The organism is Microbacterium californiense, assembly GCF_047246625.1.
GTDB lineage: Bacteria > Actinomycetota > Actinomycetes > Actinomycetales > Microbacteriaceae > Microbacterium.
In genome coordinates this window covers 320,652-340,341 of record NZ_JBFOKQ010000001.1, presented here as the reverse complement: position 1 = coordinate 340,341, position 19,690 = coordinate 320,652, and the positions used below count along the sequence as shown (strand labels likewise).

The 19,690-nt window shown below is 69.7% G+C and carries 16 protein-coding genes and 2 tRNA genes; 10 read left to right on the top strand and 8 right to left on the bottom strand.

Annotated elements, in window-relative coordinates; genetic code table 11:
- Positions 1 to 4 precede the first annotated feature (4 nt).
- The 4 genes from gltX (at position 5) to AB3M82_RS01675 (ending at position 4,154) form a co-directional block, all read left to right on the top strand.
- Entirely contained in the window at positions 5 to 1,510 is a 1,506-nt protein-coding gene (gltX, locus tag AB3M82_RS01690) for a glutamate--tRNA ligase (RefSeq protein WP_412955217.1), read from the top strand.
- 94 nt (positions 1,511 to 1,604) lie between these two features.
- Positions 1,605 to 1,676 (top strand) — tRNA-Gln (locus tag AB3M82_RS01685).
- A 125-nt stretch (positions 1,677 to 1,801) separates the two neighbouring features.
- The gene (locus AB3M82_RS01680) at positions 1,802 to 3,046 is read left to right on the top strand and encodes an MFS transporter (protein ID WP_412957984.1); all 1,245 of its coding nucleotides are present in this window, start codon (positions 1,802 to 1,804) and stop codon (positions 3,044 to 3,046) included.
- Between the two features lie 124 nt (positions 3,047 to 3,170).
- Complete coding sequence (locus AB3M82_RS01675; RefSeq protein ID WP_412955215.1) at positions 3,171 to 4,154, top strand: DNA topoisomerase IB; 984 nt, start codon at positions 3,171 to 3,173, stop codon at positions 4,152 to 4,154.
- A gap of 72 nt (positions 4,155 to 4,226) precedes the next feature.
- Here the strand turns inward: AB3M82_RS01675 and AB3M82_RS01670 are convergent, their stop codons facing one another.
- Positions 4,227 to 5,084, bottom strand: coding sequence for a 3-hydroxyacyl-CoA dehydrogenase (locus AB3M82_RS01670; protein WP_412955213.1), 858 nt, complete (start codon positions 5,082 to 5,084; stop codon positions 4,227 to 4,229).
- A gap of 28 nt (positions 5,085 to 5,112) precedes the next feature.
- Positions 5,113 to 5,562: a MarR family winged helix-turn-helix transcriptional regulator gene (locus tag AB3M82_RS01665; protein WP_412955211.1), complete on the bottom strand. Its 450-nt coding sequence runs from the start codon at positions 5,560 to 5,562 to the stop codon at positions 5,113 to 5,115.
- Positions 5,563 to 5,653: 91 nt separating this feature from the next.
- Here AB3M82_RS01665 and pepN point away from each other — a divergent pair, with 91 nt between their 5' ends.
- Positions 5,654 to 8,134, top strand: coding sequence for an aminopeptidase N (gene pepN, locus AB3M82_RS01660; protein ID WP_412955209.1), 2,481 nt, complete (start codon positions 5,654 to 5,656; stop codon positions 8,132 to 8,134).
- Between the two features lie 16 nt (positions 8,135 to 8,150).
- On the opposite strand, the gene AB3M82_RS01655 is transcribed toward pepN, so the two are convergent.
- Positions 8,151 to 8,789, bottom strand: coding sequence for an MBL fold metallo-hydrolase (locus AB3M82_RS01655; protein WP_412955207.1), 639 nt, complete (start codon positions 8,787 to 8,789; stop codon positions 8,151 to 8,153).
- 154 nt (positions 8,790 to 8,943) lie between these two features.
- On the opposite strand from AB3M82_RS01655, the gene AB3M82_RS01650 reads away from it, so the two are divergent.
- Positions 8,944 to 9,016: transfer RNA gene (locus AB3M82_RS01650), tRNA-Glu, on the top strand.
- A gap of 56 nt (positions 9,017 to 9,072) precedes the next feature.
- Here the strand turns inward: AB3M82_RS01650 and AB3M82_RS01645 are convergent.
- The 3 genes from AB3M82_RS01645 to AB3M82_RS01635 all read right to left on the bottom strand — a co-directional run bounded on the left by AB3M82_RS01645 (position 9,073) and on the right by AB3M82_RS01635 (position 12,126).
- Positions 9,073 to 10,389, bottom strand: a complete 1,317-nt coding sequence (locus AB3M82_RS01645; protein WP_412955205.1) for an acyltransferase family protein — start codon at positions 10,387 to 10,389, stop codon at positions 9,073 to 9,075.
- Positions 10,390 to 10,459: 70 nt separating this feature from the next.
- Positions 10,460 to 11,572, bottom strand: coding sequence for a DUF4349 domain-containing protein (locus tag AB3M82_RS01640; RefSeq protein WP_412955203.1), 1,113 nt, complete (start codon positions 11,570 to 11,572; stop codon positions 10,460 to 10,462).
- Positions 11,569 to 12,126 carry an RNA polymerase sigma factor gene (locus AB3M82_RS01635; protein WP_412955201.1) on the bottom strand — a complete coding sequence of 186 codons (558 nt, stop codon included), beginning with the start codon at positions 12,124 to 12,126 and terminating at the stop codon, positions 11,569 to 11,571. The genes AB3M82_RS01640 and AB3M82_RS01635 overlap by 4 nt, the downstream gene beginning before the upstream one ends.
- A gap of 266 nt (positions 12,127 to 12,392) precedes the next feature.
- Here AB3M82_RS01635 and AB3M82_RS01630 point away from each other — a divergent pair, with 266 nt between their 5' ends.
- Positions 12,393 to 13,394, top strand: a complete 1,002-nt coding sequence (locus tag AB3M82_RS01630) for a TerC/Alx family metal homeostasis membrane protein (protein WP_412955199.1) — start codon at positions 12,393 to 12,395, stop codon at positions 13,392 to 13,394.
- 22 nt (positions 13,395 to 13,416) lie between these two features.
- On the opposite strand, the gene AB3M82_RS01625 is transcribed toward AB3M82_RS01630, so the two are convergent.
- Together AB3M82_RS01625 and AB3M82_RS01620 are read right to left on the bottom strand one after the other, a co-directional pair.
- Positions 13,417 to 14,730, bottom strand: coding sequence for an LLM class flavin-dependent oxidoreductase (locus tag AB3M82_RS01625; RefSeq protein ID WP_412955197.1), 1,314 nt, complete (start codon positions 14,728 to 14,730; stop codon positions 13,417 to 13,419).
- The gene (locus AB3M82_RS01620; RefSeq protein WP_412955195.1) at positions 14,727 to 16,022 is read right to left on the bottom strand and encodes an O-acetylhomoserine aminocarboxypropyltransferase/cysteine synthase family protein; all 1,296 of its coding nucleotides are present in this window, start codon (positions 16,020 to 16,022) and stop codon (positions 14,727 to 14,729) included. The genes AB3M82_RS01625 and AB3M82_RS01620 overlap by 4 nt, the downstream gene beginning before the upstream one ends.
- Positions 16,023 to 16,211: 189 nt before the next feature.
- On the opposite strand from AB3M82_RS01620, the gene leuC reads away from it, so the two are divergent.
- The 3 genes from leuC (at position 16,212) to murA (ending at position 19,685) form a co-directional block, all read left to right on the top strand.
- Complete coding sequence (leuC, locus tag AB3M82_RS01615; protein WP_412955193.1) at positions 16,212 to 17,651, top strand: 3-isopropylmalate dehydratase large subunit; 1,440 nt, start codon at positions 16,212 to 16,214, stop codon at positions 17,649 to 17,651.
- Positions 17,652 to 17,653: 2 nt separating this feature from the next.
- Positions 17,654 to 18,250 carry a 3-isopropylmalate dehydratase small subunit gene (gene leuD / locus AB3M82_RS01610; protein WP_412955191.1) on the top strand — a complete coding sequence of 199 codons (597 nt, stop codon included), beginning with the start codon at positions 17,654 to 17,656 and terminating at the stop codon, positions 18,248 to 18,250.
- A 67-nt stretch (positions 18,251 to 18,317) separates the two neighbouring features.
- Positions 18,318 to 19,685 (top strand): UDP-N-acetylglucosamine 1-carboxyvinyltransferase, encoded by a 1,368-nt coding sequence (gene murA / locus AB3M82_RS01605; protein WP_412955189.1) that lies wholly within the window; start codon positions 18,318 to 18,320, stop codon positions 19,683 to 19,685.
- Positions 19,686 to 19,690 lie beyond the last annotated feature (5 nt).

Below are 19,690 nucleotides of genomic sequence, written 5' to 3'. Positions count from 1 at the left end.
GGCTATGGCTACTCCTCACCCCCTGACCACGACCGCCAGCGGTGCCGACGTCCGCGTCCGCTTCTGCCCCTCGCCGACCGGCCTGCCGCACGTCGGCATGGTGCGCACCGCGCTCTACAACTGGGCGTACGCCCGCCACAACGGCGGCAAGCTGGTGTTCCGCATCGAAGACACCGATGCGGCCCGCGACAGCGAGGAAAGCTTCCGTCAGCTCGTCGATGCGCTCACCTGGTTGAAGATCGACTGGGACGAGGGGGTCGAGGTGGGCGGTCCGCACGCGCCCTACCGGCAGTCCGAGCGTCATGACATCTACCGCGGCGTGATCGAGAAGCTCCTCGCGTCCGGCGCCCTCTACGAGAGCTACTCCACGGCCGAGGAGATCGACGCCCGCAACGAGGCCAACGGTCGGGCGAAGCAGCTCGGCTACGACAACTTCGACCGCGACCTCACCGAGGAGCAGAAGGCCGCCTTCCGCGCGGAGGGACGCCAGCCCGCCCTCCGGCTCCGGGTGCCGGACGAAGATCTCACGTACGTCGACCTCATCCGCGGCGAGGTCACCTTCCCCGCTGGTTCGTTCCCGGACTTCGTCGTGGTGCGGCCCAACGGCATCCCGCTGTACACGTTCGTCAACCCGGTCGACGACGCGCTCATGGGGATCACCCACGTGCTGCGGGGCGAAGACCTCATGCCCTCGACGGCCCGTCAGCTGGCCCTCTACGCGGCGCTCATCGACGCAGACGTCACGACCTTCGTGCCGCGCTTCGCGCACATGCCCCTGGTGCTGGGCGAGACGGGCACCAAGAAGCTCTCCAAGCGCGATCCGCAGGCCGATCTCTTCCTGCACCGCGAGCGGGGCTTCATCCACGAGGGTCTGCTGAACTACCTCGCGCTGCTCGGCTGGTCGATCGGCCCCGACCGCGACATCTTCTCGCTCGAGGAGTTCATCGCGGCGTTCGACATCGAGAACGTCAACCCGAACCCGGCCCGCTTCGACCAGAAGAAGGCCGAGTCGATCAACGGCGACCACATCCGCAGGCTCGACGTGAAGGACTTCGCCGAGCGTACGATCCCGTATCTCGCCGCTGCCGGCCTGTTCGACGAGCCGACGCACGAGCAGCTCGTCCTCGCGTTCCGCGCGGCGCCGCTGGTTCAGGAGCGCGTGCAGCTGCTCGGCGAGGTGCCCGGCATGCTCGGCTTCCTGTTCTCCGATCAGGTCTCGTACGAGGCCGACGCCCTCAAGGGGCTCCCGGCGAACGCCGCCGAGGTCCTCGGGGCGTGCGTCGCCGCATTGGAGCCGGTCGCCGAGTTCGTGCCCGAGAAGATCCAGGATGCTCTCGCCTCGGCGCTCGTCGAGAACCTCGAGCTCAAGCCTCGCGTCGCCTACGGTCCGCCGCGCGTCGCGATCACGGGCCGACGGGTGTCGCCGCCGCTGTTCGAGTCGATGGAGCTGATCGGCAAGGACGAGACGCTGCGACGCCTCCGTCTGCTCGCCGAGACCCTGGCGGGCTGACCCCGCCCGCCACGCGCGGGCGACGGGCTCCATTTGGAACCCGGGGACGCGTCGGGTAGGCTTGACTCTCGGTGCGAGGCCCTGGTTTCGCCCTTGGGGTATGGTGTAATTGGCAACACGGCTGATTCTGGTTCAGTTGTTCTTGGTTCGAGTCCAGGTACCCCAGCACTTCACAGAAGCCCGGAGATCCGCGAGATGCGGAGAGCCGGGCTTCTCGCTTCCCGTGACGTCATCGCCGATGACGCGCCGCTCGATGTCCGACCCCCGCGCAAGGATGCTCTCGTGACCAGCATGACGTCGTTCTGGAGCGCTCTTCCGACCGAGGGGCGCTGGCTGCTGTCGACCGTCGCGATCCAGACCCTCGGGCGCGGCATGACGCTGCCCTTCACGATCATCTACTTCCACGAGGTGCGCGGGTTCGATCTCGGCGTCTCCGGGGCGCTCATGAGCCTCATCGCGATCACGGGTCTGATCGTCACCGGTCCCGGCGGCACGCTCATCGACCGCTTCGGCGCGCGGCGGGTGCTCCTGGTCGGGCTGGCGGCGATGATCGCCGGCTGCACGCTCCTCGCCTTCGCGACGCATCCCGCGGTCGCCGCCCTCGCGGTGGTGCTCATCGGCGTGAACTTCGGGGTCTCCTGGCCCGGGTTCAACGCACTGATCGCGAGCGTGGTCGAGGGCGACCTGCGCCAGCAGTACTTCGGGGTGAACTTCGCCCTGGTGAACCTGGGCATCGGCGTCGGGGGAATCCTCGGGGGCTTCTTCGTGAACGTCGACGATCCCTCGACGTTCACCGCGATCTTCCTCGTCGACGCGGCGAGCTGCCTGATCCCGCTCGGCCTGCTGCTCGGGCCGCTGCGGCGCATCCGCACGCACGCGGAGGCCGACGAGGAGACGGAAGCCGGGGGATACGGTTCGATCCTGCGTCGCCCCGCGGTGTTGTGGATGGCTCTGCTCACCTTCCTGGCGATGTTCATCGGCTACGGCCAGATGGAGGCCGGCTTCCCCGCGTTCGCACGGCAGGTCGCCGAGGTCTCCACGCAGGTCGTGGGGTTCGCCTTCGCCGTGAACACGGCGGTCATCGTGCTGCTGCAGTTCGCCGTGCTCCGACTCATCACGGGGCGTCGCCGTACGCGGGTGATGCAGGTCATGGCGCTCACCTGGGCCGTCGCGTGGATCATCCTCGGCGCGGCCGGGCTGCTGCCCGAGACGCTCGCAGCGGCGATCGGGGTGCTCGCCTTCATGGGGGTGTTCGCCTTCGGAGAGACCATGCTGCAGCCGACCGTCCCGGCGATCTTCAACGATCTGGCCACCGACCGTACGCGCGGGCGGTACAACGCGATCAACTCCGCGGCGTTCCAGGGCGGGGCCATCGCGGGACCCGTCGTCGCAGGGGTACTGCTGGGGGAGGGCTGGGATGCCGTCTTCATCGCCGTCATGGTCGCGGGCGCCCTCGGGGTCGGGATCCTCGCCATCACCCTAGAGCGCGTGCTGCCGCCGGTCGCGAACGGATTGCCGACCGAAGTATCCCGCTGACGTCGGGGGCGGCGTGCCCGCTACCAGAGGGTCGTCACCGCTCGCCAGCCCCTTCACCCGCTCCGGCGCGCGCGAGAGAGTGAGGTGGACGATCCGTGCGTGCGGACGTCGGGAGGAGTGACGCATGGCAGCGCTGGTACGGGTGATCCCCGGGAAGGATCTCGGATTCACGCGGAAGCGGTCGGGTTCGGGCTTCCGCTACGTGGATCAGGACGGCCAGCCGGTCGGAGAGGGCGACCGCGAGCGCATCCAGGACCTCGTCATCCCGCCGGCGTGGACCGACGTCTGGATCGCCGCCGATCCGCTGGCTCACATCCAGGCCGTGGGCATCGACATGGCCGGCCGCAAGCAGTACCTCTACCATCCGCTGTGGCGCGTGCGCCGCGATCGCCGCAAGTTCACGCGCGCTCTCGCCCTCGCCGCGGCGCTGCCCCGCGCCCGCGCGAAGGTCACGCGGGCGCTCCAGGACGAGACGCTGTCGCGCGACAAGGTACTGGCCACCGCGTTCCGGATGCTCGACGACGGGGCGCTCCGCATCGGCTCCGAGCGGTATCTGGTGCGGCACGGCAGTCGCGGTCTCACCACGCTGCGCCGGCACGACGTCACGGTCGACGGCAGCTCGGTGTCGATGACGTTCCCCTCGAAGAGCGGCCAGACGGCGTCGATCGAGATCACGGACGACGTGCTCGCCGCCGTGCTCGAAGACCTGGCCGCGGGGCCCGGGCGCGCGCCGCTCCTCGCGTACCGCCGCGGACGTCGTCGCGTGCGCATCACCCCTGCCGAGGTGAACAACTACCTGCGGGAGGTGACCGGCGACGCGTTCACCGCCAAGGACTTCCGCACCCTGCACGGGACGATCATGGCCGCCGACGCGTTGGCCCGGATCGGGCCGCTCGACTCGCGCAAGGAGCGAGACCGCGCGGAGCGTCTGGCCGTCCAGGCCGCGGCCTCGGCGCTGGGCAACACGCTGGCGGTGGCACGGGGGAGCTACATCGATCCGCGGGTGTTCCAGCTGTACGCACGAGGGAAGACGATGGACCTCGGCGTGGCGCCCGAGACGGCCATCCGCCGCCTGCTCGCCCGCGAGGGCACGACCGGCCGACGCTGACCCCGCTTACGCGGGAGGCGGCCGCCCGCCGTTGCGGTGCGGCCGCCTCTCGGGCGATCGGTCGTGGTCGGATCAGGCCTGGCGGGGGTAGGTGTAGAACCCCTCGCCGGTGGCGACGCCGAGCTTGCCCTGGTCGATGTAGCGCTCCTTGAGCAGGTCGGCGAACGCCTGCTGCTTCTCGTCGCCCATGCGCGAGATGTTGTAGGCGGTGGTCAGACCCACGATGTCGTAGATCTCGAACGGGCCTTTCGGGGCGCTGGTGCCGATGCGCCAGGTGGCGTCGATCGCCTCGGGCTCCGCGATCCCGTCGACCAGCAGTTCGCCTGCGGCCTGCAGGAACGGCACCAGCAGCGAGTTGAGGAGGTACCCGGCCTTCTCCTTCTTGATTTCGATCGGCACCATCCCGATCTGCCGGGCGAACTCGACGACGCGTGCGTACACCGTCTCGTCGGTGGCGGGCGTGCCCATCACCTCGGCGGTGTTGTGCGCCCAGATCTCGTTGGCGAAGTGGAGCGCCAGGAAGCGATCCGGCCGGGCGGTCGACTCCGCGAGAGCGCTGGGCAGCAGCGTCGACGAGTTCGTGGCGAAGACCGTGCTCGACGGGGCGGCCTCGCCGATCCGTCGGTAGATGTCCTGCTTCAGCTCGAGGTTCTCCGGCACGGCCTCGATGACGAGGTCCGCCGACGCGACGGCGTCGGCCAGGTCGTGCGTGAGCCGGATGCGCGAGATCGCTGCGCGGGGGCCGCCTTCGGCGCCTCCGGCGACCGCATCCGCCTCGTAGCGCTGCGCGAGCCCGGCGAAGCGGTCCGACGCGCGATCGAGCGCTGCCTGGTCGATGTCGTACGCGACGACGTCGAAGCCGTGGAAGGCGGTCTGGAACGCGATCTGCGATCCGAGGACGCCGGTTCCGAGGACGGTGATGTTCTTCATTTCTCTTCCTCTCTGCTGACCTCGTGGGTCAGGGTCTGGGTGCGCCGTCACGGTCTTCGGCGGCTCGGTCGAACCGCCGGAGATCGTGGGCGAAGCGGGCGACCTCCGCGTCCGTCCAGGACGCGAGGTGCGTGTCGATGATCCGCTGCAGGGTGTCGAGCGTGCCCCGGTAGGCGGCGTCTCCCTCGGGCGTCAGCTCCAGGGGGCGTCCGCGCCCGGCATCCGAGGACGCCTCGCGGACGATGCCCAGGTCGATGAGCGCGCCGAGTTGGCGGGAGACGGTGGAGCGGTTCAGGCGGAACATGCGCGCGATGTCGATGGAGCGGATGCCGGGCTGCTCGGCGATGGCCATGACGATCGACTGCTCGGTCACCGAGAGGGGAGTCTCGTCGGATCGGGCGTCTGCGAGCCCCCGTCGCGAGATGGCGACCAGCGCGCGGAGGATCGCCGCGCCGTCGTCCTGCCGTGCGTTCGCCATGACCACCTCCTGTTGCTCTATGCAACGCTACGCCGTGCTGTTGCATTCCGCAACGGACGGAGAACCGACGGCCGGATGGGAGGATGGAATCATGAACACCGGCATTCTCACCCGCGACGAGACCGCCGCGCGTGCCGCTGCGGTCACCGTGCGCAGCATCCGCGTCGAACTCGATGTGACCGGCGCGCCCGAGCGAGCCCGCACGGGGTTCCCCACCACCACGACCATCGAGTTCGAGGCGCGGGAGCCGGCGACGTGGCTGGACTTCATCGGAGAATCGGTCGATCGGGTCGTCGTGAACGGCGAGGAGCGCGAGGTCGCCTACGACGGCGCGCGCGTCCTCCTCGACGGGCTCGCGGCGTCGAACACCGTGGTCGTCGAGGCGACCGGCGCCTACAGTCGTTCCGGCGAGGGGCTGCACCGCTTCCACGATCCCGTCGACGACGAGACCTACCTGTACACGCAATACGAGCCCGCGGACGCCCGGCGCGTCATGGCTTGCTTCGAGCAGCCCGACCTGAAGGCGTCGTACACGTTCCTGGTGCACGCTCCGGCCGGATGGGAGGTCCTGTCGAACCAGGCGCCCGCGCGCGTCGAGACCGGCGTCGGCATCCAGACCGTCGAGTTCGCTCCGACGCTCCCGATCTCGAGCTACATCACGGCGATCGCCGCGGGGCCGTACGCCCGGGTGGACGGCGAGTGGCAGCGCGACGATCAGCGCATTGCGCTCGGGGTCTTCGCTCGCCGCTCGCTCGCGCAGCACCTCGATGCCGAGGAGATCCTCGAGGTCACCCGCCAGGGTCTCGACTTCTTCACCGACGCGTTCGCATACCCGTACCCCTGGGGCAAGTACGACCAGATCTTCGTGCCCGAGTACAACCTCGGCGCCATGGAGAACCCCGGGCTCGTCACCTTCACCGAGGCGTATCTCTCGCGGGGTGCGGCGACCGACGCGCAGCGGGCAGCGCGCGCCAACACGATCCTGCACGAGATGGCCCACATGTGGTTCGGCGACCTGGTGACCATGCGGTGGTGGGACGACCTCTGGCTCAAGGAGTCGTTCGCCGACTACATGGGGGCGCACGCCTCGGCCGCCGCGACACGGTACACGGACGCGTGGGTGAAGTTCGCCGCGAGCCGCAAGGCGTGGGCGTACCAGCAGGACCAGCTGCCGACGACGCACCCGATCGTCGCCGACATCCCCGATCTCGACGCGGCCAAGCTGAACTTCGACGGCATCACCTACGCCAAGGGCGCGTCCGTGCTGAAGCAGCTCGTCGCCTTCGTCGGCGAGGAGGCGTTCTTCGAGGGAGCCCGACGCTACTTCGCCGCGCACGCCTTCGGCAATACGACCCTGGCCGATCTGCTCGCGGAGTTGAGCGCGGTCTCCGGGCGCGACCTGAGCGAATGGTCGCGCGCGTGGCTCGAGACGAGCGGCATGTCGACGCTGTGGCTCGAGGACGAGGGCGGGGAGGGGATGCTGGTGCAGTCCGATCCGCGGCCGCACCGCCTCCGCGTCGGCCTCTACTCCCGCGAGGGGGATCGGCTGGTCCGCCGTGACCAGATCGCGATGGACATCGCCGGCGAGCGGACTCCGATCACCCTGCCGGACGCAGAGCTCGTGATTCTGAACGACGACGACCTCACCTACGCGAAGGCTCGTCTCGACGACCGCTCCCTGACCACGGTCGAGGAGTCCCTGTCGGCGATCGACGATCCGCTGGCGCGGGCGCTCGTCTGGTCGTCGCTGTGGAACGCCACGAGGGACGGCGACCTCGACGCTCGACGGTATCTCGGGAGCGTGCGGGCGCATGCGCACCGCGAACCCAACGGCGGGCTCCTCGTCGGCGTGCTCGCGAACGCGGCTTTCGCGATCCGGCACTTCGTCGCCGACGTCCACCAAGACGAGGAGCAGCGCTCCTGGCTGGCCGCATCCCTCGTGGCGCTCTGGGACGCGGAGGCCGGCAGCGATGCGCAGCTCTCCTGGGCCCGGGCCTTCGCCGCCGCCTCCGCCTACGACGACCACCACGCCCCCCAGGTCCGCGAGCTGCTCGACGGGCATGTCCCGGACGGGCTCACCGTCGACCCGGATCTGCGCTGGCAGCTGCTCACTGCCCTGGCGACCACCGGCCACGCGTCGGCCCAAGAGATCGCGGCGGAGCTCGAGCGCGACGACACCGGCACCGGACGCACGGCGGCCCGCCGAGCGCTGGCCTCCCGGCCCGATCCCGCCGTGCGCGCCGCGGCCTGGGACGCCGCGTGGAACGACCTCTCCCTCAGCAACGACCACCTCGATGCGGAGATCGGGGGATTCCGCGCCGGAGGACGCCGTGATCTGATCGAGTCGTTCGACGACGAGTACTTCTTCCGTATCCGCGAGGCGTGGCAGGACCGCAGCATCGAGATCGCGAGGCGCCTCGTGCTCGGCCTGTTCCCGGCCTCGCCGACCACGGACGCGGTGGACGCCTGGCTCGCTGCCGAAGAGGATGCCCCGGCCGCACTGCGACGGCTGGTGATCGAGCAGCGCGACCACCTCGCCCGCGACATCCGGGTGCGTGCCGCGCAGGGCTGACGCCCCGCTCACGAGATCAGAGGTCGAGCGTGTCGCCGGGCTCGAGCTCGAGGAACTCGCCGCCGCCCTGCTCGGTCGCCCATTTGAGGCGCTGGCGGTGCATCCCCTTGCCGATCACCGACAGGGTCATGTCGTGTGTGCCGAAGGCGCGCCGCGGGTGTACGGCCAGCACGTAGTCGATGGCGTCGCCGATGCGGAGCCAGGGGGCTCCGAGCGGCGCGGCGAGGGTGTCGACCTCGACGCCCTCCGGTACCGCGTAGGAGTCGCCGGGGTAGTAGAGCGTGTCGTTGACGAGGACGCCGACGTTCTCGATCACCGGGATCGAGGAGTGGATGACCTCATGAACCCCGCCGAAGAACCGCAGGGTGAACGAGCCGACGGTGACGGAGTCTCCGGGGGAGACGACCGTGACGTCGTACCCTTCGGCGGCGCGGGCGACACCGGCCGGAGCGTAGATCGGCGTTCCGGGTGCCGCGCGCAGGATCCTGTCCAGGTGCTCCGGCGTCCAGTGATCGGGATGCTCGTGGGTGATGACGAGTCCCACGACGTCGGTGAGATCGATCAGCGGAGTGGTGAACGAGCCCGGATCGATCAGCAGGGTCTCGCCGTTCTGGTCGAGGCGGAGGCTGGCATGTTCGTTCTTCGTGACGCGCATCTGACGAGTCAACTCCTTCACGGGGGCGTCCGCAAACCCCTGCATTCCGGGGCGGCGCGCCCGGGCGACGCGTGAGCGCGGCCTCGATTTGGCGCAGCGAGAATCGCCGTGGCATACTTGAACGGTTGTCGCGGGACGGAAACGGAACGCAGACGGCCCCATCGTATAGCGGCCTAGTACGCCGCCCTCTCACGGCGGTAACGCGGGTTCGAATCCCGCTGGGGTCACACAACAAGCGAAGGCCCCCGGTTCTCCGGGGGCCTTCGTCGTATCGCCGGTGCCGTCAGAGCGAGCGCCGCGACCCGGTCAGCCACAGCGCGCATGCCGCACCCGCCAGCGCCGACGCCGCCAGCGTCAGGTCCAGGCCGTACAGCGTGATCGCGACCACAGGAGCGGCGAAGACCGCGACCGCCGCCACGGTCGCCCCCACGCCCGCGAAGCGCGGCGTACCCCTGTGGCGGGTCGCCTCGAAGCGCACGAGCCAGAGCGACAGCAGCCACACCGCGGCCATCACGACCAGGAGGAAGAGGGGCCGCGTCCACCACCAGAGCGCGCTTCCCGGATCCGGCATCGGCAAGGGCAGGAGCAGTTCGAGCCCGATGAGGATCATGATCACCGGGAGATGCCAGAGGTAGATCGTCATGAGTCGCGAGCCGATCAGGAACACCGCGGCGCGCGCCGGCTTCGTGTGCATGAGGGCGGTGAGCGGCCGGTGAAGCAGAGTCAACAGCGCCGTCTGCACCACGGCGAGCACGGCCATGGGGACGGTGGGAGGCCACTGGTTCGCCAGCATGCTCGTCGGATAGCCGACCGCCCAGACGAGCACGCCCAGCAACGCGTACCCTCCCGCGATCAGCGCAAGGATCTGCCACAGCGAGCGTTCCGAGAACCAGCCATCGCAGAGGAAGAAGCCGACCTGCTGTGCGAACAGCCAGATGAAGAGGATGTTCGGGATGCCGAACACCTCCTGCCCGAATCCGTACCCCGAGGCAGGCACGCCGTCGATGCCGAAGACGCCGCCGACCAGCAGGAAGCGTGTCGCGTCGACGATCAGACCGGCAGCCAGCAGGGTTGCGAGCACCCACATCCCGTGACGCTCGTGCATTCGCATCATGAACGGGGCCGCCGCCTGGGCGAGCAGGTAGGCGGCGAGGAACCACAGAGGCGACCCCACGCCGACGGCGATGGTGTCGACCAGTGCCGGATCGAGACCGAGAAGGCGACTCACCCCCAGGGCCGCGGTGAAGAAGACGAGCACGGGCACCGCCGGTCTCGCCAGGCGCTCCAGCCGCACTCGCGCGAAACGGTCGGCCGATTCTCCTCTCGCGGCGGCCGAGCGCCATCCGATCCGCGCCGCGAAGCCGCCCACGACGAAGAACAACGGCATGATGTTGGCGAGCCAGCTACCCGCTACGAACACCGGCAGCGATTCGACGGTCTTCTCGATGACGAGGGAACCGTCGGTGCCACGACCGACCCCCGCGAAGAGGATGTGCACGAAGACCACGACGACCACGCAGACGACGCGCGTCAGATCGAGCGTGAGGTCGCGTTCCGAGGGAACGGTGCGGGGCGTCGTTTCGGCGGCGCGGCTCATCATGCCGGAGACTCTAGCGGCGAGACGCGGCGCGGCGCTCAAGCGGGCCCGGAGGCTGTGGACGATCGCCTCGTCAGTCGGCGGTGGCGCCCGCCTCGGCGGCCCGGGCCTCACGACGCGTCCGACGCGCGCGGCGGATGCCCCACACGATCAGCAGCACCGCCGTGGCAACGGCGAGCCAGGGGAGCAGGAAGCCGACGGCGATCACGAGCGCGTTGAGCGAGACGACGAGTCCGTTCCATCCGGCGAGCAGTCCGTCGCCGAAGCCGGCGGGGTCGGCCGAGGCCGTGGTCGCGGTGCGCGTGAGCTGCACCTGGAGGCTCGACATCGCGACCTGGTCCTCGATCGAGGCCAGCTGCTGCTGGTACGACTCGAGCTGGGCCTGCCGGTCGGTCAGGGCCACCTCGGCCTCGATGAGCTCGGCGACCGTGCCGGACTGCGCCATCAGCTCGGTGAGCCGCTGCACCGAGGCCTGGGTGGCATCGACCCGTGCACGGAGATCCACCGCGACGTCCGTGACGTCCTGACGGGAGAGCGACGACGACACGACCTCGCCGTACTCGCCGAGGGCGGCGATCACCTCCGTGAGATCGGCGGAGGGCACGCGGATGCCGATCCAGCCGTAACCGGAGTCGCCGGGGACGCGCTCCGAGGTGCCGTCGACGACGGAGGCCTGGCCGATCTCGGTGCTCTCGACGTACCCGCCGCGTTCCTCCGCGAGCGCGGCGATCCCATCCGCGGCATCCGCGATGTCGTCGACCTCCAGCGTGGCGTTCGCGGTGGCGATGATGTCGCGGCCGTCTGCGCCCACGTCGCCGGTCGCGAGAGGAGCGGACTCCGCCGAGGCATCCTGGCCGGCGCTGCGGTCGACGTCGGCGCTCTCTCCGGGCATCATGACCCCGGGGATCGGCGCGCCCTGGTCCGGACTCACGCCGACGGCCGTGCTCGTGGCGGTTCCCGAGCCGACGATGCCCAGGATGGGCGGGGTGACGAGCACGCCGACGACGAACGCCGCGGCGACGCCGAGGGCGGTCAGCCACCCCCGACGACGGCTGCGCGTGCGGGGAGGAGCAGTGTGCTGCAGCGCGGGCGGGCCCGAGATCTCCGAGAACACCGCGCTCTCGATGCGCGCGATCGCCTCGTCCGACAGCTCGGGCAGCTCTTCGCGGGGGGACTGATCGTTCATGCGTCTCTCTCTTCCTGGACGGCGCCCCGCAACTGGGTGCGCACTCGGGAGAGCCTGTTCCGAACGGCGGCATGGCTCATGCCCAGCTCCTCGGCCGCAGCCTGGTAGGCATAGCCTTCGGCGGCGCAGAGGTGGAGGACCGCTCGATCGAGGTCGCTCAGGCTTCCGACCTCGTCGGCGATGCGCTCCGCCAGGGCGGCGGTGATGACCTGCTCCTCCACGTCGACCGTGTCGGGGATGGTGTCGTCGAGCGCCCGGGACGTGTGCGCCTGATCGCGCCGACGCTGCCGCAGCCGGTTCGCCGCCTGGAAGCGGCAGATCGTGGCGAGCCAGGGGAGGATGGAGCCGCCCTGCAGCTCCAGGGTCCCCAGTTTCCGCCAGGCGACCACGAAGGTCTCCTGCGTCACGTCCTCCGCGTCCGCGGGGGAGCCGAGGATCCCGTGGGCGATCCAGTACACGGGCCGGACATGGGCGCGGTACAGCTCCCGGAAGGCGCTCTCGTCTCCGGATGCCGCTCGGGCGGCCCATCTCTGATCACTCGTCTGTGCAGGCATCCTGTGTTCCGTTCGGTGTCTCTCACCCGGGAAGTGTCGAGGAAGGCCCCATCGTCTCAGAATCCGTGCGCGGCGGTACGCAGGCCGGGCTCGGAGCGCCGCCGCGCACGACTCGCGCTCCGCTAGCATGGCCTCTGCGAGGGGGAGTATCCCGGATCCGCGCGTAACGTCATCACGAGCATCACAGCCGCTGCTCCGGGCGCGCGCCGCACCGTGTGCGGGGGAGAGACTCTCGATCCCTGCCGACCCCTTCGAAAGCTGGCCCCGTGGAAATCCCCGCCTGGTTCGAGATCACGTCGATGATCGTCCTCACGATCATCCTGATCGGCGACCTGCTGCTCATCCGGCTCCGGCCGCACATCCCGTCCGTCAAGGAATCGACCCTCTGGGTCGTCTTCTACGTCGGGCTCGCCCTGCTGTTCGCCGTGCTGCTGGGCAACGTGGGCGGCTGGCGCAACGCCGGCGACTTCATCACCGGGTGGGCGCTCGAGTACAGCCTCTCGGTCGACAACCTGTTCGTCTTCGTCCTGATCATGGCCCAGTTCGCCGTGCCGCGTCGGCTGCAGCAGCAGGTGCTGATGATCGGCATCATCATCGCGCTCGTGCTGCGGGGCGCCTTCATCCTCGTGGGCGTCACGATCATCGAGAACTTCTCGCCGATCTTCTACATCTTCGGGGCGTTCCTCATCTGGACGGCCATCCGCCAGGCCATGCCGGAGGGCGACCACGAGGGCGAGATGCAGCGCGAGAACTTCATCGTCCGGCTGCTCCGCCGCCGCATCGATATCAGTGAGGGATACGACGGCTCGAAGATCCGCACCACGGTCGACGGCACGCGCATGTGGACGCCCATGATCATCGTGTTCATCACGATCGGCGTGACCGACCTGATCTTCGCGATCGACTCGATCCCGGCCATCTTCGAGATCACCACGAACGGGTTCCTCGTGTTCTCGGCGAACATCTTCGCGCTGATGGGCCTGCGTCAGCTGTACTTCCTGCTCGGCGATCTGCTCGACCGGCTGCGGTACCTGCACTACGGCATCGCGGTCATCCTCGGCTTCATCGGCATCAAGCTCATCCTGCACGCGCTGCACGTCAACGAGCTCCCCTTCATCAACGGCGGAGAGCACGTGGAGTGGGTGCCCGACATCGACAACATGGTCTCGCTCGGGGTCATCCTCGTCTCGATGACCGTCGCGACGGTGGCGAGCCTGATCGCCGCGTCGCGGGAGAAGCGCCGGGCGGCGAAGACCCCCATCGAGTGACGGCGCGCGGCCCTGCGTGAGATCAGAACGCGCGCAGGTTCGCCCCGAGCCCGCCCTCGACGTACTCCCGTCGCAGGATGCCGCGGCGACGCAGGACGGGCACCAGCTCGTCGAGCGTCCGATGCAGCGTCACCGGGTGGAAGTCGCCCCACAGCAGCACTCCGTCGTTGCCCCACTCGCCGAGCTCCTCGATCACGTCCGCGAACTCCTCGGCCGTGCCGACGAAACCCGTCCGATCGCGCAGACGCCCGGCGCGGGCGAGCGCGGTGAGGTGGGCGCGCAGCGGTGTGTCGGAATCACGGTCGCCGACGAGACGCCGGATGCTTCCCTGCGAGACGTGGTCGCCGAACACCGAGGGATCGAGCGGGCGGTCGAGGTCCAGAGCGGTGAGATCCGTTTCGAGGTCGCTGGACTGCTTGCGCGCGATCTGCAGGAGGGCCGCGTCATCCGGGTGGGCGGATGCCGCGACGATGCGGTCGGCCTCGTCCGGGGAGGAGACGATCACCGGCTGGATCGCGAACAGGATCTTCACGTCCTCGGGCCGGCGTCCTGCGGCGACCGCCGCCTGATGGATCTTCGCCCGATACGAGCGGACGGACTCCTCGTGGAGCGGGGCCAGCGCGAGCTGCACGTCGGAGTGCGCACCCGCGAAGCCGAGTCCGCGCCCGGAGCCGCCGGGCGAGACGATCGCTGGTTCGCCGTCGGTGAAGGGCAGGGCGTTGAGCGGGCCGTCGAAGCCGAAGTGCCGCCCGCGATGGCGGACCGCGCGCAGCTTCGAGCCGTCCGCGTACACCCCGGTCGCGCGGTCGGCCACGAGCGCGCCGTCGTCCCAGCTGCGCCAGAGGTCACGGATGCCGGTGAGCCACTCCTCGGCCCGATCGTATGCCTCGTCATGGCCCAGGGCCGGAGCCGTCGAGAAGTGGCGGGCGCTGCCGGTGTCGGTCACGACGTTCAGACCGAGACGGTGTCCGCTGAGATGCTGCAGCGTCGCGAACTGCCGCGCCGCGGTGTACGGCAGGGTCGCCGCGGGGTTCACGGTGGGCACCACGCCGAGGTGACGCGTCGCATGGAAAAGGGAGGGCGCGAGGAGCAGGGGGTCGTGCTTGGGGCCTCCGAAAGCGTGCCTCACGCGCAGATCGATCGTCTCGGGAGACCCGAGCGACGGCGCGTCCTCGATGATCACCAGGTCGAAACCGGCCTGCTCGAGGGTGCGGGCCGCCTGCTGGTAGACGTCCGGGCGGGTCCAGTCGTAGTCCCAGTCGAGCGCCGGGTAGCCCCATCCCTGAGGACCGAACCCGCGCGCGAGGAACCACCCGAAGTGCTGGAGCCGGGTCATGCCACGGCCTCCCGCACCGTGAGCAGGACGCCCGCGAGATCCTCGAGGAGGTCGGCGACGTCTTCGATCCCGATCGACAGGCGGACCGTCCCCGGATGAACGCCCGCAGCGGCCCGCTCCGCCGGCGTCCGCTGGGCGTGACTGGTCGTCCCCGGATGCAGGACGAGCGACCGTACATCGCCGATGTGCGTCATATGGGTGAAGACGCGCACGTTCTCGACGAAGGCGCGTGCGGCGGGGAGACCGCCACGGAGCGTCACGGTGAAGATCGAGCCGAAGCCACCACTCAGGTAGCGCTGCGCCGTCTCGTGATCGGGGTGCGAACGCAGGCCGGCGTAGTCGACGCTCTCGACCTCCGGATGCGCGCTCAACCACTGCGCGACGGTGAGCGCGCTGCGCGACTGCCGTTCCACGCGCAGGCCGAGGGTCTCGGCTCCCTGGCCGATGAGGAAGGCGTTGAGCGGCGAGGGAGACGCGCCGAAACGCGGCGCCACCGATTCCCGCGCGTAGGCGATGCGGGCGTTGCCGCCGTGACGGGCGGCGACGCTCGGCCGGCCGCCGCGCCCGGGGAGGACGAGATGAGGTGCATTGTGACCCGCCCGACCGGCGTCGAACCGTCCGTCGTCGACGACGACGCCGCCCAGCACCGACCCGTGTCCGGCGAGGAACTTGGAGGCCGAGTGCACGACGATCGCGGCGCCGTGCTCGATGGGTCGGAGCAGCGCGGGCGTCGCGAGCGTGTTGTCGACGATGAGCGGGATCGCCGCGGCATCCGCCACCGCGCTGACGGCCGCGACGTCGAGGACGTCGTTGCGGGCGTTCGCGATCGATTCGGCGAACAGCGCCCGGGTGTGGGGGCGGATCGCGGAGCGCCACGCCTCCGGATCGCCGATGTCGTCGATGAAGGTGGTCTCGATGCCCAGACGCGCGAGGTTGTCGAGGAGGAGGCCGCGGCTGCCCTCGTAGAGGTGCGCGGAGGAGACGACGTGGTCGCCGGCGCCGGCCACCGTGAGGATCGCGGTCACCACGGCCGCCTGACCGCTCGCGACGAGCACAGCGTCGGCACCCGACTCGAGAGCCGCCAGCTGGCTCTCCACCGCGCGGATCGTCGGGTTCCCGCTGCGCGTGTAGCCGAACCCCGCACCGGTCCCGAAGTGATCGGCCGCGTGGTCGAAGTCCTCGAACTCGAATCCCGCGGTGAGGTAGATCGGTGTGGCGCGCGGCGTCGCCGTCTCGCGCGATCGCGCGGCGTGCACCGCCTTCGTGGCGAAGCGTGCGGTGTCGACGGTCATACGGCGGCCTCTCGGTCTCGGGTGACCAGTAGCGTGTCACGGCGTGTCGGGGCACGCGGAGACGGTGGTAACCTGGCGTCATGCGGACCGTGCTCCTTCTTCTTAGCGGCCGCGACGAGACCTCGTTCTGAGCCCCTCCTCGTCGCGGAGTCCACTGTGGGCCGAGCCGCCAGCTCCAGGAGAACAGCCATGAACACCCCCGCAGTCGATGTCGATCACGCACGTCCGAGAACCCTCGCCGAGAAGGTCTGGGACGACCACCTCGTCGTGAAGGGCGAGAACGGCGAGCCCGACCTCATCTACATCGACCTGCACCTCGTGCACGAGGTCACCAGCCCCCAGGCCTTCGACGGACTCCGCGCCGAGGGGCGCCCGCTGCGGCGCCTCGATCTGACGATCGCGACCGAAGACCACAACACGCCGACCTGGGACATCGACAAGCCCATCGCCGACCTCACCAGCCGCACCCAGATCGAGACGCTGCGCCGCAACGCCGAGGAGTTCGGCGTGCGTCTGCACTCGCTGGGCGACGCCGAGCAGGGCATCGTGCACGTGGTCGGCCCGCAGCTCGGACTCACCATGCCGGGCATCACCGTCGTGTGCGGCGACTCGCACACGTCGACCCACGGCGCCTTCGGGGCGATGGCCTTCGGCATCGGCACCAGCGAGGTCGAGCACGTGATGGCGACCCAGACCCTTCCCCTCAAGCCGTTCAAGACGATGGCGATCAACGTCGACGGCACCCTGCGCCCGGGGGTCACGGCCAAGGACATCATCCTGGCCGTGATCGCGAAGATCGGCACGGGTGGAGGGCAGGGCTACGTGCTCGAATACCGCGGCAGCGCGATCCGCAGTCTCTCGATGGAGGGGCGGATGACGATCTGCAACATGTCGATCGAGGCGGGCGCGCGTGCCGGCATGGTCGCGCCCGACGAGACGACCTTCGCCTACCTCGAGGGGCGCCCGCACGCCCCCCAGGGTCAGGACTGGGACGACGCCGTCGCCTACTGGCGGACCCTGCCGACGGACGAGGGCGCGGTCTTCGACGCCGAGGTGTTCATCGACGCGGACGAGCTGGAGCCCTTCGTGACCTGGGGCACGAACCCCGGACAGGGCAGCTCGCTGTCGGCATCCGTGCCCGACCCCGCCACCATCGCCGACCCGAACGAGCGCGCCGCGGCGGAACGGGCGCTGGAGTACATGGACCTCGCGCCGGGCACGCCGCTCAAGGAGGTGCCGGTGGATGCCGTCTTCATGGGGTCGTGCACCAACAGCCGGATCGAGGACCTGCGCGCCTTCGCCTCGATCATCCAGGGCAAGAAGAAGGCCGACGGCATCCGTGTGATGGTCGTCCCCGGGTCCGCCCGCGTGCGCCTGGAGGCGGAGGCGGAGGGCCTCGACCGGATCATCACGGACTTCGGGGCGGAGTGGCGGTTCGCCGGCTGCTCGATGTGCCTGGGCATGAACCCCGACCAGCTCGCGCCGGGGGAGCGCTGCGCGTCGACCTCGAACCGCAACTTCGAAGGCCGCCAGGGCAAGGGCGGGCGCACGCACCTCGTCTCGCCGCTGGTCGCCGCGGCGACCGCCATCCGCGGCACGCTGTCCAGCCCGAGCGATCTGGAGGCCTGATCATGGAGAAGTTCACCACCCACACCGGCATCGCCGCTCCGCTGAAGCGTTCGAACGTCGACACCGATCAGATCATCCCCGCCGTGTTCCTGAAGCGGGTCACGAAGACCGGTTTCGAGGACGCGCTGTTCCACGGCTGGCGGCAGGACCCGGACTTCGTGCTCAACCAGGAGGCCTTCCAGGGGGCCTCGGTGCTCGTCGCCGGCCCCGACTTCGGCACCGGATCCAGCCGCGAGCACGCCGTCTGGGCGCTCCGCGACTTCGGATTCAAAGTCGTGCTCAGCCCGCGCTTCGCCGACATCTTCCGGGGTAACTCCGGCAAGCAGGGGCTGCTCGCGGCGACCATCTCCGACGACGATCTCGAGCGCATCTGGGCGGAGATCGACCGGAACCCCGGCGTTGAGATCACGATCGACCTGGAGGCGCGCACGGCCACCATCGGCGAGATCCAGGCCGAGTTCGGGATCGACGATTACACTAGATGGCGGCTCCTCGAAGGGCTCGATGACATCGGGCTCACGCTGCGCAACGAAGACAAGATCGCGCAGTTCGAGGCCCGTCGCGAGTCGTGGCGGCCCCGCACCCTGCCCGTCCGATGACGCGGGAGGGCCGGGAGAGTCAGGGGCAGTCCGCCCCCGCTATCCGTGGAATGAAGTGAGGCCCCGAATGACGACACCCGTGCGCGATGATCTCGCAGAGGGAGTTCCCCCGCTCACCGGAGACGTCCTCGCCATCCGAGGCGGCCGTCCTCTGCGCGGGCGCGTCGACGTCAAGGGCGCGAAGAACCTGGCTACGAAGGCCATGGTCGCCAGCCTCCTCGGCGAGACGGTCAGCGTGCTGCGGGACGTCCCGGCCATCAGCGATGTCGCCGTCGTGCGCTCGCTGCTCGAGGTCCACGGCGTCCGGGTGTCCGAGGGCGACGAGCCCGGCTCGCTGGTCTTCGACCCCAGCGACGTCGAGTCGGCGCACTTCGAGGAGATCGACGCCCACGCCGGCGCCTCGCGCATCCCGATCCTCTTCTGCGGCCCGCTGCTGCACCGCCTCGGTCAGGCGTTCATCCCCGACCTCGGCGGCTGCCGCATCGGCGACCGACCGATCGACTTCCACCTCGACGCACTGCGCAAGTTCGGCGCGGTGGTCGAGAAGCTGCCCAGCGGCATCCGTCTGTCGCGACCGAACGGTCGTCTGCACGGCGCCAACATCCACCTGCCCTACCCGAGCGTGGGAGCGACCGAGCAGGTGCTCCTGACGGCGGTGCGCGCCGAAGGCGTCACCGAGCTCCGCAACGCGGCCATCGAGCCGGAGATCATGGACCTGATCGCCGTGCTGCAGAAGATGGGCGCCATCATCTCTTACGAGCCGAACCGCGTGATCCTCATCGAGGGCGTGGAGAAGCTGCGCGGCTACGATCACCGGTCGATCTTCGACCGCAACGAGGCCGCGTCGTGGGCGTCCGCCGCGCTGGCCACCGACGGCGAGATCTTCGTCGGCGGAGCGCGCCAGCAGGAGATGCTGACCTTCCTCAACGTCTTCCGCAAGGCCGGCGGCTGGTTCGACATCCAGGAGGACGGCATCCTGTTCCGCCGTGAGGGCGAACTGCGCCCCGTCGTCGTCGAGACCGACGTCCACCCGGGCTTCATGACCGACTGGCAGCAGCCGCTGGTCGTGGCGCTCACGCAGGCGCACGGCCGCTCCATCGTGCACGAGACCGTGTACGAGAACCGCATGGGCTTCACCGAGGCCCTCGTCAAGATGGGCGCCGACATCGTCGTGCACCCGCGCGGACTGCAGGCGGGCCCGCGTCGCGTGCCCCGCCGAGACCTGGAGCAGGCCGCGGTCATCACGGGCCCGACGCCCCTCCACGGGGCCGACATCGTCGTGCCCGATCTCCGCGGCGGGTACAGCCACGTGATCGCGGCGCTCACGGCGTCCGGCGAGTCGAAGGTGTCGGGCGTCGACATCCTCAGCCGCGGGTACGAGAAGTTCCTGGCGAAGCTGGACGCGGTCGGCGCGGACTTCGACGTCCTCCGGTGACCGGC